This is a genomic window from Puniceibacterium sediminis, assembly GCF_900188035.1.
In the GTDB taxonomy this organism is placed as follows: Bacteria; Pseudomonadota; Alphaproteobacteria; order Rhodobacterales; family Rhodobacteraceae; genus Puniceibacterium; species Puniceibacterium sediminis.
Genome location: NZ_FZNN01000006.1, coordinates 133,921 through 150,382 on the forward strand (window position 1 = coordinate 133,921; position 16,462 = coordinate 150,382).

The window sequence follows — 16,462 nt, forward strand, 5'->3', positions numbered from 1 at the left end:
GAGCAGGTCAGCCCGGAAAACGCAGGGTCACGCGCAGGCCCGGCCCGGCGTCTGACAGCGTCAGTTCGGCATCATGCACCTGCGCAATACTGGCCACCAGCGACAGGCCGAGGCCGTTGCCAGGGGTCGTCCGGCTGCGGTCCAGACGGTAAAGGCGGCGCAGGACCAGTTCGCGTTCCTCCGGTGGAATGCCCGGGCCGGAATCGGTGACGGACAGATCGACATGGGTCGCGCTCTGGGACAAGGCGACGGTGATACTGCTCCCCATGGGCGTATGACGCAGGGCGTTTTCGATCAGGTTCGCCAGCACTTGCCCCAGCAGGTTGCGGTCGCCGACCACAGTTCGCACAGGATCATCCGGCAGGGCGCAGGTTAGCGTCTGACCATTCTCGGCCGCTGAAGGTTCGTAGACATCGCACAGCGTCTGACACAGCGCCGTCAAATCCACAGGGGCGAAGCGCGCGCGGGGCGACCCACTTTCGATCTGGGCCAGTTGCAGCAGCGAATGAAAGACCGATACGATCCCGTCAAGCTCTGCCAGCGCCTTGTCCACAAGCGCGCGTTCGCCATCGGGCAGGTCCTTGCTTTGGCTCAGTTCGTCCAGATGCACCGCCACGCGCTGAATCGGAGTCTTGAGATCATGAGCAATGTCCGAAGACACCTGCCGCAGGTTGGCCACCGTGTCTTCCTGTGATCGGGCCATCTGATCGACCTTCGCGCCGATCCGGGCAAGATCGTCGGACCAGCCGCTGGCATCCCCCACACGCGCCCCAAGGTTTCCCGATGTCAGCTGGTCCAGGGTCCCGCTGATCACCGCAACATGCCGCGCCCCGCGCCGCGCGAGGATCAAACCGCCGGACAGGGCGATCAGGATGGTCGGCAGCAGGCTAAGCCCGAGGATGTTCTGAAACACGCCGCGCAGGGCATCAATCTGCGCCCGACTGCGCGCCACGGTAAGCTGCCCGCCGCGCAGCGAGGCGGTCAGCGCAAGGTAGCGCCCGGTGATCTCGGGCTGGCCGGGCAGGTCAGATAGAATGCGGTAGCCATCTGCGTCCCGCGCCACCACCGCGTTACCATAATGCAGACCGTTGGGGGCAAAATAGCTGAGCACCACACGCTCCGGGTTGGTCGAGCGCGCCTCGGCCTGGACCAGGGTCGCAAGCGCAGCGGCCGAAGGCGCGGCGCGAAACCCAGCCATGTCCTGGGTAAGGTCGGCGCGCATTGTCTGCTCGAACGATGCCTGCGTGTAGACATAGCTTGCCAGCAGCCCCAGCAGCGACACGACCGAGAACAGCAGCACCAGCCCCCCCGCCAGTCGCAACGGCATGGAGCGCAGCATCGAGTCCCGCGTCAGGGTCACGCGTCGATCCGATAGCCGGCACCGCGCACGGTCTTGATAAGTTCGGTCTCGAAGGGCTTGTCGATCTTGGCGCGCAATCGGCTGATATGGGTCTCGACCACGTTGGTCATCGGATCAAATGAAATATCCCAGACCGATTCCAGCAGCATGGTGCGGGTCTGCACCCGCCCTTTGCGGCGGATCAGATTTTCCAGAATGGCGAATTCGCGCGGCAGAAGGTCAATCTGCTGCCCTTCCCGCGTCACTTTGCGGGCGATCAGATCCATCTCAAGGGTTCCCGCACGCAAGACGGTCTCTTGTTCCACCGCCTGCGGACGACGGGCAAGGGCGGCAACCCGGGCCGACAGTTCTCCAAAGGCAAAGGGTTTCACAAGGTAGTCGTCGCCCCCGGCGTTCAGCCCGCTGATCCGGTCTTCGACACTGCCCAGAGACGTCAGAAACAGCACCGGCGTCCGGTTGCCCGCGCCGCGAAGGGTCTTGACCAGGGTCATCCCGTCGATCTCGGGCAGCATCCGGTCGACAATCAGTACATCGTAGCTGCCCCCCGTTGCCTGGATCAACGCGTCCTTGCCGCTGGCCACCAGATCGACGCTCTGGCCCTCTTCGCGCAGACCGCGCGCGATGTAAGCCCCCGTTGTCACATCGTCTTCGACCACAAGCAGTTTCATTCCGTCCTCGCGAAGGTGCTCTGCCCCACTAAGGGGCCATTGCTCTAAAATCAACACTCGGGCCGCGCAGGGCAAGGGCCGTGAGCTTGTTAAACTATTTGTATAGTCCGGCGCACCCCATTGTGAGATCGCACCCTCATGTTTGGATCATCACGAAATCCATCAACGGAGCGATCATCCATGACACCCAACCCCCTCTACCGCCGCCTTGCAGGCTCTGCCGCTCTGGTCGCCGCCCTAAGCGCAACGGGCGTCACCCTGACCACCGCGACCCCGGCACTGGCGGTGCCCGCTGGCGGCTACGGCGATCTGGTCGAAGCCGTTTCCCCCGCCGTCGTCTATATCGAAGTCACGGAAAAGGCCGACCCCATCGATATGCGTGGCCAGTTCCCCGAAGGCATGCCCGAAGAACTGCGTCGTCAGTTCGAACGGATGATGCCACAGGGCGGCGAGCAGCAGCAACAGCGGCGTCAGGGTGTCGGCTCGGGCTTCATCATCTCCGAAGACGGCAAGATCGTCACCAACAACCATGTCGTGGATGGTGCCGAAACCGTCAGCGTGAAGCTGGCCGATGGGCGTAGCTTTGACGCAAAGGTGCTGGGCAGTGACCCGCTGACAGATGTGGCGCTGCTCCAGATCACAGCCGACGCCAAGCTGCCGTTCATCAAATTTGGCGATTCCACCAAAATGCGCCCGGGGGATGAGGTGGTAGCCGTGGGCAACCCCTTCGGCCTTGGCGGCACGGTCACTTCGGGCATCGTGTCTGCGATTTCGCGAGACATACACTCTGGCCCCTATGACGATTTCATCCAGACCGACGCCGCCATCAACAAGGGCAATTCCGGCGGCCCGCTGTTCAACAATGCCGGCGACGTGATCGGCATGAACACGGCGATATTCTCGCCTGATGGCGGGTCGGTCGGGATTGGCTTTGCCGTGCCGTCGGAACTTGTGCAAACGATCATCGCGGACCTGTCGGATGACGGCACCATCACCCGCGGCTGGCTGGGCGTTCAGATCAAACCGATGCCCGCAGAAATCGCTCAGGTGTTGGGCTATGACCAGCCCAAGGGTGCCGTGATCGAGATAGTGAGCCCCGACAGCCCCGCCGCCAAGGCCGGTCTGGAAAAGGGTGACATCATCCTGTCCTTCAATGGCACCGATATCTCCGATCTGCGCGATCTGACCCGCGCCGTGGCCGCGACCGACCCGGATGCGACTGCCCCGGTCAAGATCCTGCACAAGGGCGCGGAAAAGACCATCGAGGTCACCGTGGGCACCCTTGCCAAGCAGGACGCCTGACAAGGAATTCCGTCGGCCCACGACCCCTGTGCCGATGGATCCCGTGTAGCAGCGGGACAGCCCGGTCCGGTTCTTGCGAGAGGCCGGGCCAAGCTTTCGAAAACCCTTGGGTCCTGTCCCTCTGTCCTTGGGTTTGCGTCGTATCTCCCGACTGTCGACACGACTCCTGACCTGAACCCCGGCGTGGAAATGCGCCGGGGCTTTTTCACGCCGGTTCGCCGGACCGCTGCTCTCTTGCCAGATCGATCATCTTGGCGCAGCTTTCTCCCTAGCCCTTATGGCACTCTTGGGAGATTTCGATGTCACTGACGGTTTTTGCACATCCGTTTTCGTCCTACTGTCAGAAGGTTCTGATGGGTTTGTGGGAGAAGAACCTGGACTTCGAGTATCGCCATCTGGAACACCCCGGCGCGGCAGAAGAACGCGCCGCCCTCTGGCCATTCGGGCGTTTTCCCGTGCTTGTCGATGATGGCCAAACGGTGGTGGAATCCAGCATCATCCTCGAACACCTCGACATACGCTTTCCCCAAGTGGCGCGCCTACTCCCTACGGATTCAGCGGCGGCGCTCGAAGTGCGGTTCATGGACCGGTTCTTTGACATTTACGTCATGAGCGAAATGCAAAAACCAGTGGCCGAGGCGTTGAAAGGGGAAGCGGGCCAGACGGAACAGGTTCAGGCGGCGGCGGCGCGGTCACTGGAAACCGCATATCGCTGGCTGGAAACCCGGTTGCAGGGTCGCACATGGGCGGCAGGTGACGATTTCAGCATGGCCGACTGCGCCGCAGCCCCATCGCTGTTCTATGCGGACTGGGTTCATCGCATCGGCCCGGGTTATCCCGTGTTGCGCGCGTACCGTGCACGCCTACTGGCACGGCCCTCATTCGCGCGGGCAGTCGAAGAGGCCCGCCCCTACCGCGCCTATTTCCCGCTGGGGGCACCGGACCGCGATTGACCCGCGGACCGGTTGGGCTTTTCCTTAGGCGGCGGCCTTCTCGGGCCGCTTTACCCGGTACACTGCAAGATACAGCGCCGGCACAAACACCAGTGTCACCACCGTCCCCGCAATAATCCCGCCCATCATCGCAAAGGCCATCGGCCCCCAGAAAATCTGCCGCGAGATCGGGATGAGGGCAAAGCTCGCCGCCGCCGCCGTCAGCAGGATCGGCCGCGCCCGGCTGTCTGAGGCCGTGAACACCGCGTCCCAGGCCGACAGCCCGTAATCGGCAATCTGCACTTCGATCTCGTGCACCAGGATGATCGAGTTGCGGATCAGGATCCCGATCAGCGCAAGCACCCCCAGAATGGCCACGAATCCCAACGGTGCGCCCGAAGGCAGCAACGCCGCCACCACGCCGATCAGACCAAGCGGTGCCGCCGCAAAGACCACCAGCGCCCGGCGGAAACTCTGCATCTGCGCCATCACAAGAAAGGCCATGATCAGCAGCATCAATGGCACGACCGCAGCAATCGGCGCCTGAGATTCCGCGCTGGATTCAACCGTGCCCCCGACCTCGACCGTATAGCCCATCGGCAGTTTGGCGTTGAACTCGGCCACCTGAGCGGCCAGCGCGTTGACGATTGTGGCCGGTTGGTCCTTGGTGGTGATCGCCGCCTTGACGGTGATCGTGGGGCGGCGGTTTTCCTGCCGGATCACCGGCTGTTCGGTGTCATAGTTGAAAACGGCAATCGACGACAACGGCACCGGAACGCCATCCGGCCCGCCCAGCTGAAGATTGGTCAGCCCTTCGATAGAGGATCGTGTCGTATCAGAACCACGGGCGATCAGATCCACCAGATAGGTGCCATCGCGCAATTCGGTCACTGCCGTGCCTTCGTAGATGCCATTGAGCGCCGAGGCGATATCACGTGATGTCAGACCCAGCAGGCGCACTCGGTCCTGCACGATGTCCACGCGTACGACCCGAGACGGTTCGTTCCAGTCAAGAACGATGTTGTCCGTCCGCGCATCCGTTGCCACCAGCGCCGCCATGTCGCGCGCCACATCCCGCAGCATGTCAAGTTCCGGCCCCGTGACACGATACTGCACAGGGCGGCCCACCGGCGGCCCGATTTCCAGCAGTTTCACAAAGATATCCACACCCGGGAATTCGTCCGCCGCCATCTGGGTCAGCTTTTCCCGAAGGCGGTTACGCGCCTCGATCCCCTGTGTCTGAATCACGATCTGGCCGGTGTTCGGCCCCGGTGTCGGAACATCGAAGGACAGGATAAAGCGCGGCGCACCGCGGCCGACATAAGAGGTCCAGAACTTTACGTCCTCATCGCCCTTCAGTGCCTCTTCGAAACGGTCCATCGTGGCCTTGGTTTCGGTAATCGACACGTTCTGCTGAAGCGTCATGTCAACCACGAGTTCGGGCCGGTCCGATGAGGGGAAAAACTGGTTCTCGACAAACTGCATCGACCAGACAGATACACCAAAGACCACCATCGTGACCGCGATCGTGAGCCAGCGGAACCGCATGGCACCGCGCAGTACGTTGTGGAACATCCGCCGGACGGGCCCCGGACCCTTGTGCGCATGCACGACGTGCTCCTTCAGGATCGTCACGCCGATCAGCGGTGCAAACAGCACCGCCACCACCCATGACACCAGCAGCGCCACCGCGATGACCACGAACAGCGAAAAGGTGAATTCCCCTGCGGCCGAGTTGTTCAGGCCAATGGGGATGAAGCCCGCAACGGTCACCAGCGTGCCGGACAGCATCGGAAAGGCGATTGAGGTCCAGGCGAAAGACGCCGCCTTGGGCAGGGATTCCCCCAGTTCAAGCCGCGAAATCATCGTCTCAATAGCGATCATCGCATCGTCGACAAGCAGACCCAGCGCGATGATCAGCGCGCCCAGAGAAATGCGTTGCAGCGTGAAGCCGGCGTAGTTCATCACGACGAATGTAATGGCCAGCACCAGCGGAATGGTCAGTGTGACGACCAGCCCGGCACGTACACCCAGGCTCACGAAACTGACCGCAAGAACGATCAGTACCGCCTCGACCAGGGCCTGGACGAAATGACCCACGGCCTCGTCCACCACTTCGGGCTGATCGGCGACATGATGGACACCGATCCCAAGCGGCAGGGCGTTCTCCACCTGCTCCATCACGACGGCCAGTTCCTCGCCGAATGTTACGATGTTGGCGCCCTTGCGCATGCCAACGGACAGGCCGACAGCCTCTTGCCCGTTGTAGCGAAACAGTTCGGACGGCGGATCTTCGTAGTCCAATGTGACCGTGGCGACGTCCGTCAGCCGAAAGAACTGATCCCCGAACCGCAGATTCACATCCAGAAGGCTTTGCGCATTGTCGAAACCGCCACCGATGCGCACCAGAACCCGCTCGGACCCTGCGTCGATTTCGCCAGAGGGCAGGATCGCATTCTGCGCCGAAAGGGTCGCACTCACATCCGCCTGGCTGATGCCGAGCGCGGCCAGCCGGTCCGTGGAATATTCAAGGTAGACGACCTGATCGCGGGTGCCGAACACCTCGACCTTGCCGGTATCGTCCAGCCCCTGCACGGCGCGGCGTGCCTCTTCGACATAATCGCGCACCTCACGCGGGGTGTAGCCATCCGAGGTAAAGGCAAAGATGTTGCCGTAGACATCCCCGAAATTATCATTGAACTGGAAGCCGGCGAATTCTGCCGGGAAATCTGGCCGGATATCGGCCATCATGTTGCGGATTTCCTGCCAGAGACGCGGCAGATCCTTGGCCTTGGTGGTGTCGAGAAGATCGACATAGACGATGGACACACCGGGCCGGGTGATTGACCGGGTCCTGTCCAGAGAATCCAGATCTTCGAGCTTTTTCTCGATCCGGTCGGTGACCTGGTTCAGCGTCTCCTCGACCGAGGCACCGGGCAGCGTCGCCGAGATGATCATCGTCTTGATCGCGAAATTCGGATCTTCCTCGCGCCCGATGTTCACGTAGGACAGTGCCCCCGCCAGCAGGCTGACGATCATCAGGAACCAAACGAACGACCGGTGCTTGAGCGACCAGTCAGAGAGGTTGAAACTTTTCATTGGTCGGCTCCCGGCAGTTGGCGCGCAGCAATGCGCGGTCCGACGGTCTGACCGTCCTCAATGGAATTCACGCCGCGGATGACAATTTCGTCACCGACGCCGACGCCTTGCAGAATGACCACACGGCCCCCCGCACGCGGGCCGGTCGTTACCGTCACGCGGCTGACCACACGGTCGTCTTTGCTGACACGCCAGACGGTGCGCAGTTCGCCATTCTCGATCAGCGCGGTGACGGGCAGCGTCGTGATCGCGCCCCTGCCGCCCTCAAGCGTGGCATTGACCAGCGCGCCCAGGCGGAACCCCGCGCTGGCATCCTCGGCCAGCGTCAGATGCGCCGCACGGGTACGGGTCGCGCGGGCCGAAACCGGGTCGATCCGGGCCAGCGTGGCCTCTGCGCTGACTTCGGGATTGGACAGCAGATGGATTTCGAACACCGCATCGGGTGCCATACCGGCCGCATCCTCTTCGCTGAGCGCGATGATCACCTCGCGCCGATCTGTTGAGGACAAGCGCATCACCGCCTCGCCCGCTGAAAGGGTGGCACCCGGTTCGGCGCTGACACTGGTAATGACACCATCCATCGGCGCTGTAAGGTCGGCATAAGCGCGGGCATCCTCGGCGCGGGCCTCGGCAGATCGGGCCTGCTCCATCGCGGCCTCGGCAGCGGCAAGATCATTGCGCGCGGTTTCCAGCGTCACCTCACTGCCCACACCACGGATGGCCAGTTGCTGGGCCCGGTCAAAAGCGTCGCGTGCGGTCTGTAGATTAGCCTCGCCTATGGTCACCCCGGCCTGCGCCGCGCGCAATTCGGACTCAAGGTCCGATGCGTCGATCCGCGCCAGGACTTCGCCCTTTTTGACAATGTCGCCGGTGTCCACGTTGCGTTCCGCCAGCGTACCCAGACGCAGAAACCCCAGATCCAGTTCGGATGAAGCGGCAACACTGCCCACCCAAATTGACGAAAGCCCCGCCTGCGGCGTCACGATTTCGGTAACCACGGGGCGGGGGGCAGATGCCTTGGCTGCGTCGTCGGCGAGTGCGGGATGTGAAAACGTCAGCAGGGTCAGAAAAACCGGAAACAGGGTGTTTTTCATTTCGGAGCCTCCACAACGCGTACAATCCGTCCGGGATAAAGCAATTGTGTGCCCAGCCGCACAATGATCTCACCGGGCGACACCCCGTCGTCCAGCAATATCTCGGTGCTGGTATAACGTCGGACCTCAACCCGGCGCAGACTGACAGTGCTGGTTTCGGGATCAACCACCCAGACCGCCGGCCCTTCGGCGGTGGCCGAGATCACCGACCACGGCAGTGTGATATGTACACCTTCGCTAATTTTTGTACGGCCTCGCACAGCATCGCCATAGCTGAGCCCCGGCAGCTCCTCGTCCAGCACCACCTTGACAGACACCGTGCCGCTGGCCGCATCGACCAAAGGAGAAATTTCGGAGACATGGCCGGTCACGGTGGTTTCGGGACGATCAATAGGAGAGAGCGTGATCACCGAGTCGGGGCTGGAGCCACCGGTCAACACGGATTCGGGCACGTCAAAGATCGCCTCGTACCCCTGCCCCTGCGCCAGTTCAAAGACCGGCTGGGCGGCGCCCACAACCTGCCCGGGTTCTGCCAGACGCTGGATCACCGTGGCATCCTGCGGCGCAAGCAGCACTGTATCCGCCAGAGCATCGCGGGCCTGTTCAAGCTCGGCCTCGGCCTGAGCCTTGCGGGCCACGGCGGCGGTCAGACGGTCTGCGGCAGTATCGCGTGACGCCCGCGTCGTGGCACCGCGGTCAAAAAGTTCCGCCTGACGGGTGTCATCGTCGCGCGCCGCTGAAAATTCTGCTGTGGCGGCGGCCAGTTGCGCCTCGACGCTGCGCAGGGCCTGTTCCTGCTGTACCCGGTCGATGCGAGCAAGGGTATCGCCAGCCGCGACCCGGTCGCCGTCATCCGCCATCATCTCGGAGATCCGCCCGCCGGTCGGGAACGAAGCGTTCAGCGTTTCGGGGGCCATAAGTTCGCCCGTCAGGGACAGGATCCGCACGGTGTCAGCGCTTTCAGCCTTGGTGACGGACACAGCAAGAGGTGCCTCGGCCAGGGTCGGGCCGGGCGCTGCGGCAAGCGCAACCACAAGGCACAGGCCCGGCGCCGCGATAAAAATATGGTCCATGGCGGCATTCCCCTTGTGGACAGCAAGAAGGTGACTGCCGTCAACTGAACTAATCGGTTCACTTCCTAGACGAAACCAGGGGACGGATCAAGCGACGTGTCGCAAGACATTTATGAAATTACCCCGCGTCATAATCTGGCCGGGGCGCGCAGAATGGCGCCCCGGATCGGGATCTTACTTGCCGGATTCAAGTGCATCGAGACGGGCCTTGAGCGCCATATTCTCTTCGCGGGCCTTCTGCGCCATGGCGCGCACCGCATCGAATTCTTCGCGGGTTACGAAATCACGGTCCGCCAGCCAGCGGTCCAACATGGATTTCATCGCCGTCTGTGCTTCTTCCCGCGCGCCCTGCGCCACGCCCATGGCGTTGGTCATAAGCTGCGAGATATCGTCGAAAACTTTGTTGCGCGTCTGCATTGGACTCTCCGCCGTTACATCTATTTCCTATATGGGCCCGTGGCCGCCAGGTCACAAGTCCGGCTGGTAGAGGGGGGCGGCCCCTAAGGAGATTTCGGCCACCCAATGAATCCACCCGCGATCAAGCCAAAGGCGTCGGGCACCGCCGTTTTTAACCTTTCCATCAGCGTCCTGTTCGACCAGAGGCGATGCTCGCGACCCCCAGCCAGTTGACATCTCCACATAGCCAGAGGCAATTAACTGCAAATGAACACAGGCATCCCCTTTCCGCCCCTTTCGCCCGAACTGTTTTCCATCTCTGTTTTCGGGATGGAGTTCGCCCTGCGTTGGTATGCGCTGGCCTATATAGCGGGCATCCTGATCGCCTGGCGACTGGCGGTGACGGCCGTAAAGCGGCCCGCGCTCTGGCCTGTGTCGACCCCACCGATGGGGCCCGTTCAGGTAGAAGATCTGCTGACCTGGATCATTCTGGGCGTCATTCTGGGCGGTCGACTGGGATTCGCCCTGTTTTACGAACCCGCCTTCTACCTGAGCAATCCGCTCCAGATCCTGAAGATCTGGCAGGGGGGCATGTCGTTTCACGGCGGTCTGATCGGGGTCACGCTCGCAGCACTGATCTATGGGCTGCGCCATACTCTGCCTTTGTTGTCTATGGCGGATATGATGGCCCTTGCAACGCCGCCGGGCCTGATGCTGGGCCGACTGGCGAATTTCGTGAATGCCGAGCTTTGGGGGCGTCCCACGGACCTGCCCTGGGGCGTGATTTTTCCGGGCAATGCGGCGCAGTCCTGCGGGCAGGCACTGGGCGAGTTTTGCGCAAGGCATCCCTCGCAGCTTTATGAAGCCGCGCTCGAAGGGCTGCTGTTGAGCGGGCTGCTGATCTGGCTCGCCTTCCGTCGCGGTGCGTTGAAGCGGCCCGGATTGCTGACCGGTGTTTTTGCGGTTGGTTATGGACTGGCAAGATTTCTGGTCGAATTCGTTCGCCAGCCCGACGCGCAGTTCATCACGCCCGGAAATTCCCTTGGGCTGGCATGGCATATCGGCGGATATGGCCTGACCATGGGGCAGATTCTATCGCTGCCGATGATCCTGCTGGGTGTCGGGCTGATCTTGTGGGCGCGGCGCAAGGAATGACAGCGTTGCGCGATATCCTTGCGGCGCAGATCGCCGCGCAGGGGCCGCTGACCATTGCGCAGTACATGACTGCCTGCCTGTTGCACCCTGAACATGGCTATTACACCACCCGGGATCCCTTCGGCACGGCCGGCGATTTCACCACCGCCCCCGAGATTAGCCAGATGTACGGTGAGCTTATCGGTCTGGCACTGGCGCAGACCTGGCTGGATCAGGGGGCGCCCGCAGTTTTCACTTTGGCCGAACTTGGTCCCGGGCGCGGCACGCTGATGGCCGACATCCTGAGGGCGACGGCGCGAGTTCCAGGCTTCCATGCCGGCGCGCGTCTGCATCTGGTCGAGGCTTCACCGACCCTGCGCGCCCGTCAGGCCGAAAGCCTGCGCGGCGCATCCCCAATATGGCACGACAGCGTCGATGACCTGCCCAATGATGCGCCGATTTTCGCAGTGGCCAGCGAATTTTTCGATGCCCTTCCCGTGCGCCAGTTCCTGCGCGACGGAGGTCTCTGGCGCGAACGGGTCGTTGGATTGCGTGGGGGGGAGCTTGCCTTCGGGATGACAGACGCCCTGCCCGACCCGCGCCTGACAGTGCGACTGGATGACACGCGCGACGGTGATCTGATCGAAACCTGCGCCCCTGCCAAGCCGATCGCCGCCGCCCTTGGGAGCCGCATTGCCACGCATGGTGGTCTGGCCCTGATCGCCGATTATGGTGGATGGCGCTCCTTGGGTGACACGTTTCAGGCGGTCCGGCGGCATCAGTCGACCGACCCACTGCAGGACCCGGGTCAGGCTGACCTGACCGCCCATGTGGATTTCGAAGCATTGGCCGAAGCGGCCCCCTGTGCCCACACGCCTCTGACCCCTCAGGGTGTGTTTCTCGAACGGTTAGGCATCACGGAACGGGCCCGTGCCCTGGCCGCGCGGCTGGACGGAGATGCACTCGACAGTCACGTCAACGCACATCGCCGGTTGACCCACCCCGACGAAATGGGGACGGTATTCAAGATGCTTGGATTCTTCCCCCACGGTGCACCGCTACCCCCAGGATTTGCGCATGGCGCTTGAAATCATCACGGCCAACAGCCTCTCGCCGCTGAGCCACGGGTTTTTCACCCGCAAGGGCGGAGCATCCTCTGGCGTATTCGCCGGACTGAACTGCGGGACCGGTTCGACAGACCAGACCGAGATTGTAGCGATCAATCGCGCCCGTGTTGCCGAGGCATTGCAGGTCTCCGCCAACCACCTTGTCGGGGTGCATCAGGTGCATTCGGCAGATGTCGTGACATTGACCGGCCCGCTGGAGGACAAACCGAAGGCCGATGGGATGGTCACCGCCACGCCCGGCATTGCCCTGTCGGTGCTGACCGCAGATTGTCAGCCGGTGCTTTTCGCCGATGCCAAAAACGGCGTGATCGGCGCCGCCCATGCAGGCTGGCGCGGCGCGTTGGACGGCGTGCTGGAGCGGACCGTGGATGCGATGGAGGCACTGGGCGCGAATCGGGAGGACATTACAGCGGTGATCGGCCCCGCAATCAGTCAGCGCGCCTATGAGGTGGGACCAGAATTCTTTGAAACGTTTATGATCGAAGACCCTCAGTATGCCCGGTTCTTTGCCAATGGCGCAGGGGACCGGCTGCATTTTGACCTGCCGGCCTTTGGCCTTTACCGTCTGCGTCTTGCCGGAGTGTCAGCGGAATGGACCCGCCATTGCACCTATTCAGATGCCGAGCGGTTCTATTCCTATCGCCGAACGACCCATGATAAAGAGGCAGACTACGGCCGCCTGATTTCCACCATCCGGCTTTGACAGCCGCTGGTTTTTAGGCAGAGCGACTAAGGCGTTCCTCAAGGATATCAAAGGGCACGCCCGGCTCATCCTTGGCACCGCGGATCACCAGACTTGTCTTGACGCTGCCCACATTTTGCGCGGTCAACAATTGCCCGGTCAGAAAGCTCTGGAAAGTGCTCAGATCAGGGGCGACACATTTCAGGATGAAATCCACCTCGCCGTTGAGCATGTGACACTCCCGCACCAACGGCCAGGCGCGGCAGCGGTCCTCAAAGGCGCTCAGATCCGCCTCGGCCTGACTTTGCAGACCGACCATGGCAAAGACCTGCACCTCGAACCCCAGTTCGCGTGGGTCGACTTCTGCATGATAGCCGCGAATAAAGCCCTGCTCTTCGAGCGTTCGCACGCGTCGCAGACAGGGAGGCGCAGAAATGCCCACCCTTTTCGCAAGCTCCACGTTGGTCATTCGGCCATCAGCCTGAAGTTCGGATAGAATTTTACGGTCGATCGGATCAAGCCTGTGTGCCGGCACGCCCATACCCCTTGAATTTTTCGTTTGTTACCACACAACCCCACGTATGCACAATTATATAACTCAATTGCGCAAGATTCTTAACATGGCGGCAGGCGGCACTACTTCTGTTCACGGCAGCGTGTCACTGATTTGCGCCGACGCTTGCCTGCGCGTATATGCAAAGACTGAGCGAGATACGCAACCACACGCGAAGGGGCCCTAGATGTCCGAAACACGCCACACCAAAGTTCTGATCATCGGATCCGGTCCAGCCGGCTACACCGCCGGAATCTATGCCAGCCGCGCCATGCTGTCGCCGCTTCTTGTCCAGGGGATCGAGCCGGGCGGCCAGCTGACGACAACCACCGAGGTCGAAAACTGGCCCGGCGATACCGAGGTTCAAGGCCCTGACCTGATGATCCGCATGGAGGCGCACGCGCGCGCCATGGGGACCGAGATCATAGGCGATATCATCACCTCGCTCGACATGGACAGCCGCCCGTTTGTGGCTCAGTCCGACAGCGGCACGGTCTACACTGCTGACGCGGTGATCCTTGCCACAGGCGCGCGGGCGAAATGGTTGGGCCTGCCTTCAGAAGAGAAATTCAAGGGCTTCGGCGTCTCGGCCTGCGCCACCTGCGACGGATTTTTCTATCGTGGACAAGAAATCGTGGTGATTGGCGGCGGCAACACCGCCGTGGAAGAGGCGCTTTTCCTGACCAACTTTGCCTCCAAGGTCACACTGATCCACCGTCGCGACACCCTGCGGGCGGAAATGATTCTGCAGGACCGTCTGGCCAAGAACCCCAAGATCGAAACGCTCTGGTTCCACGAACTGGCCGAGGTCATTGGTGCCGAATCCCCCTTGGGTGTCGAAGGCGTGCGCGCACGGCATGTCGAAACCGGCGAGATCACAGAAATCCCTGCCAAGGGCGTTTTTGTTGCCATCGGTCATGCCCCGGCAAACGAATTGGTGAAGGACAAGCTGGAAACCCATATGGGCGGCTATGTTCTGACCAAGCCGGACAGCACCGCCACCTCGATCCCAGGCATCTTTGCGGCCGGGGACCTGACGGACCACAAATACCGGCAAGCAGTAACCTCTGCCGGGATGGGCTGCATGGCTGCACTAGAAGCCGAACGCTGGCTGGCCGAGCAGGATATCGGGTCCGGCAAGGACGAAACGATATCACCGATCAACGAAACGGCCTGATACTTCAGACATATCGCCCACAAAAAAGGCTGCCCCAGCGGGCAGCCCTTTCCAAATTCACGATATTGGCACGATCAGTGAACGGTGACCGGTGCCAGATCGTTCTGGCGGGCCAGAGAAAACGCCATGCTGCGGTCAGTTACCAGCGCCAGCCGCTCTCCGTCCGCGCGGTGCACGGCATAGAGGATATCCTGATCTTCAATCTGTTCCTGGACGTCTTCAGGCAGATCGGCGAACAGAACGGGACGGACATAGACCAGACGATCCTCGTCCTGCCCATCAAAAACATATTTTGTATTCATCACCTTACCCCTTTCTGATCTGTATTGTCTGCACAACTGTCTCGGGACGAGACAGGGTGAGATCTACATGCAGCAATCCGTTTTCCATGATCGCCTCGCCGACTTCCACACCATCCGCCAAGACAAAGGACCGCTGAAATTGCCGCGCTGCGATACCGCGATGCAAGAAAATCCGTTCCGGCGCGTCCTCGCGGCTGCGGCCGCGGATCACCAGTTGCCGGTCTTCGACCGTGATTGCCAGATCGCCTTCGGAAAACCCGGCCACCGCAAGCGTTATGCGGTAGGCATCCTGGGCCGTCTGTTCGATATTGAAAGGCGGATACCCTTCGTTGCCGGTCTTGGCAGTACGCTCCAGCAGGCGTTCCAGCTGCTCAAAACCCAGCATATGGGGATGTGACCCCAAAGACATTTTGGTCATCGACACGTCCTTTTGCACAAGCGACAGTCTGCCAGGGTCCCATTATGGCAACCCTGCCACCCAAATATGGGAATTGCGTCGCGGCAAAGCAAGGGCTTTGCGCCGCTGCCGCGATTCGCTATTCTGGATCTCAGTCAGACCAAGGAACCAGACCTGCCATGAATGCACCCGGCGAAATCTCGATGAAAACCGACGATGTGCTGCGGGTCGAGCTTGAGGTGTTCCGCCGCGAACACCGTGATCTCGACGACGCCATCCGCGCCTTGCAGGACAGGGGCACCGCCGATCAGCTGACGCTGCAGCGGCTGAAAAAGAAAAAACTGTACCTCAAGGACAAGATCGCGCTGATAGAGGACCGGCTTTTGCCCGACATCACCGCCTGATCTGACAGCTCCCTGCCTCACCGCATCTGTGGTGAGATCTTTGAATCTGCGTATCTGGAAAGAGAAGAGGCGCGGTGGTTGTTCAGAACAGTGCCTGAGGGCGGCTTTCTGTTCACATGCGTCTTAGCATTTTCAAAAACGCAAGGCGGCGCGGCATCCTGGGGGTTGTCGGCTTGCCAATATTGCCCCTGACGTTCAAATGCATATAGTGCGCTTTCGCATCACCGGGGGACGTGAATGACACAAGTTGGAGTCAAGGTCGGCATCATCATGGGGAGCCAGTCCGACTGGCCCACGATGAAAGAGGCGGCAGACATGCTGGACGCCCTTGGCGTCGCGCATGAGGTCAGGATCGTCTCAGCCCACCGCACGCCGGACCGGTTGTGGACCTATGGCAAGACGGCTGTCGAGCGCGGATTGCAGGTGATCATTGCCGGGGCCGGCGGTGCCGCACACCTGCCGGGCATGATGGCGTCCAAGACACGCGTGCCCGTGATCGGCGTTCCGGTGCAGACCCGCGCCCTGTCTGGGGTCGACAGCCTTTATTCGATACTGCAGATGCCGCGTGGCTTTCCAGTTGCCACCATGGCGATCGGCGCTGCCGGGGCCGCGAACGCAGGCCTGATGGCGGCCGGAATCCTCGCACTGCAAGACCCTGCACTGGCCGACCGCCTGGACCAATGGCGCGCCGATCTTTCGGCATCGATCCCCGAAGAACCGGATCGTAACGCGGTATCCTGACGCCTTTGCGCAGCTTATCGA

General features: G+C 61.6%; 17 protein-coding genes. 8 read left to right on the forward strand and 9 right to left on the reverse strand.

What is annotated here, in order from left to right; translation table 11 throughout:
- Window positions 1-7: 7 nt before the first annotated feature.
- Both CHB75_RS08685 and CHB75_RS08690 read right to left on the reverse strand, forming a co-directional pair.
- Window positions 8-1,360 carry a sensor histidine kinase gene (locus tag CHB75_RS08685; protein WP_245840825.1) on the reverse strand — a complete coding sequence of 451 codons (1,353 nt, stop codon included), beginning with the start codon at window positions 1,358-1,360 and terminating at the stop codon, window positions 8-10.
- Window positions 1,357-2,028 carry a winged helix-turn-helix domain-containing protein gene (locus CHB75_RS08690; RefSeq protein WP_089270143.1) on the reverse strand — a complete coding sequence of 224 codons (672 nt, stop codon included), beginning with the start codon at window positions 2,026-2,028 and terminating at the stop codon, window positions 1,357-1,359. Before CHB75_RS08690 ends, CHB75_RS08685 begins: the two co-directional genes overlap by 4 nt.
- Before the next feature lie 180 nt (window positions 2,029-2,208).
- Here CHB75_RS08690 and CHB75_RS08695 point away from each other — a divergent pair, with 180 nt between their 5' ends.
- Window positions 2,209-3,330, forward strand: coding sequence for a Do family serine endopeptidase (locus CHB75_RS08695; protein WP_089270144.1), 1,122 nt, complete (start codon window positions 2,209-2,211; stop codon window positions 3,328-3,330).
- A gap of 299 nt (window positions 3,331-3,629) precedes the next feature.
- The gene (locus tag CHB75_RS08700) at window positions 3,630-4,283 is read left to right on the forward strand and encodes a glutathione S-transferase family protein (RefSeq protein ID WP_089270145.1); all 654 of its coding nucleotides are present in this window, start codon (window positions 3,630-3,632) and stop codon (window positions 4,281-4,283) included.
- 24 nt (window positions 4,284-4,307) lie between these two features.
- On the opposite strand, the gene CHB75_RS08705 is transcribed toward CHB75_RS08700, so the two are convergent.
- The 4 genes from CHB75_RS08705 to CHB75_RS08720 form a co-directional block, all read right to left on the reverse strand.
- Entirely contained in the window at window positions 4,308-7,361 is a 3,054-nt protein-coding gene (locus CHB75_RS08705; protein WP_089270146.1) for an efflux RND transporter permease subunit, read from the reverse strand.
- Window positions 7,358-8,455, reverse strand: a complete 1,098-nt coding sequence (locus tag CHB75_RS08710) for an efflux RND transporter periplasmic adaptor subunit (RefSeq protein ID WP_089270147.1) — start codon at window positions 8,453-8,455, stop codon at window positions 7,358-7,360. The genes CHB75_RS08705 and CHB75_RS08710 overlap by 4 nt, the downstream gene beginning before the upstream one ends.
- Window positions 8,452-9,528 (reverse strand): efflux RND transporter periplasmic adaptor subunit, encoded by a 1,077-nt coding sequence (locus CHB75_RS08715; protein WP_089270148.1) that lies wholly within the window; start codon window positions 9,526-9,528, stop codon window positions 8,452-8,454. The genes CHB75_RS08710 and CHB75_RS08715 overlap by 4 nt, the downstream gene beginning before the upstream one ends.
- Before the next feature lie 174 nt (window positions 9,529-9,702).
- A complete protein-coding gene (locus tag CHB75_RS08720; RefSeq protein ID WP_089270149.1) occupies window positions 9,703-9,945 on the reverse strand; it encodes an accessory factor UbiK family protein in 243 nt (80 codons plus the stop codon).
- A gap of 246 nt (window positions 9,946-10,191) precedes the next feature.
- Here CHB75_RS08720 and lgt point away from each other — a divergent pair, with 246 nt between their 5' ends.
- Genes lgt through pgeF form a run of 3 tightly spaced genes read left to right on the forward strand, consistent with a single transcriptional unit; the run spans window position 10,192 to window position 12,888 of the window.
- Entirely contained in the window at window positions 10,192-11,079 is an 888-nt protein-coding gene (gene lgt, locus CHB75_RS08725) for a prolipoprotein diacylglyceryl transferase (protein ID WP_089270150.1), read from the forward strand.
- The gene (locus tag CHB75_RS08730; protein ID WP_089270151.1) at window positions 11,076-12,146 is read left to right on the forward strand and encodes a class I SAM-dependent methyltransferase; all 1,071 of its coding nucleotides are present in this window, start codon (window positions 11,076-11,078) and stop codon (window positions 12,144-12,146) included. The genes lgt and CHB75_RS08730 overlap by 4 nt, the downstream gene beginning before the upstream one ends.
- Window positions 12,136-12,888, forward strand: a complete 753-nt coding sequence (pgeF, locus tag CHB75_RS08735; protein WP_089270152.1) for a peptidoglycan editing factor PgeF — start codon at window positions 12,136-12,138, stop codon at window positions 12,886-12,888. The genes CHB75_RS08730 and pgeF overlap by 11 nt, the downstream gene beginning before the upstream one ends.
- Before the next feature lie 13 nt (window positions 12,889-12,901).
- Here the strand turns inward: pgeF and CHB75_RS08740 are convergent, their stop codons facing one another.
- Window positions 12,902-13,402, reverse strand: coding sequence for an Lrp/AsnC family transcriptional regulator (locus tag CHB75_RS08740; RefSeq protein ID WP_089270242.1), 501 nt, complete (start codon window positions 13,400-13,402; stop codon window positions 12,902-12,904).
- Between the two features lie 205 nt (window positions 13,403-13,607).
- Here CHB75_RS08740 and trxB point away from each other — a divergent pair, with 205 nt between their 5' ends.
- Window positions 13,608-14,597, forward strand: a complete 990-nt coding sequence (trxB, locus tag CHB75_RS08745; RefSeq protein WP_089270153.1) for a thioredoxin-disulfide reductase — start codon at window positions 13,608-13,610, stop codon at window positions 14,595-14,597.
- Between the two features lie 74 nt (window positions 14,598-14,671).
- Here the strand turns inward: trxB and CHB75_RS08750 are convergent, their stop codons facing one another.
- Window positions 14,672-14,899 (reverse strand): DUF1150 family protein, encoded by a 228-nt coding sequence (locus CHB75_RS08750; protein WP_089270154.1) that lies wholly within the window; start codon window positions 14,897-14,899, stop codon window positions 14,672-14,674.
- 4 nt (window positions 14,900-14,903) lie between these two features.
- The gene (locus CHB75_RS08755) at window positions 14,904-15,317 is read right to left on the reverse strand and encodes an Hsp20 family protein (protein WP_089270155.1); all 414 of its coding nucleotides are present in this window, start codon (window positions 15,315-15,317) and stop codon (window positions 14,904-14,906) included.
- Window positions 15,318-15,475: 158 nt separating this feature from the next.
- Here CHB75_RS08755 and CHB75_RS08760 point away from each other — a divergent pair, with 158 nt between their 5' ends.
- Complete coding sequence (locus CHB75_RS08760) at window positions 15,476-15,700, forward strand: YdcH family protein (RefSeq protein ID WP_089270156.1); 225 nt, start codon at window positions 15,476-15,478, stop codon at window positions 15,698-15,700.
- 237 nt (window positions 15,701-15,937) lie between these two features.
- Complete coding sequence (gene purE, locus CHB75_RS08765) at window positions 15,938-16,441, forward strand: 5-(carboxyamino)imidazole ribonucleotide mutase (protein ID WP_089270157.1); 504 nt, start codon at window positions 15,938-15,940, stop codon at window positions 16,439-16,441.
- Window positions 16,442-16,462 lie beyond the last annotated feature (21 nt).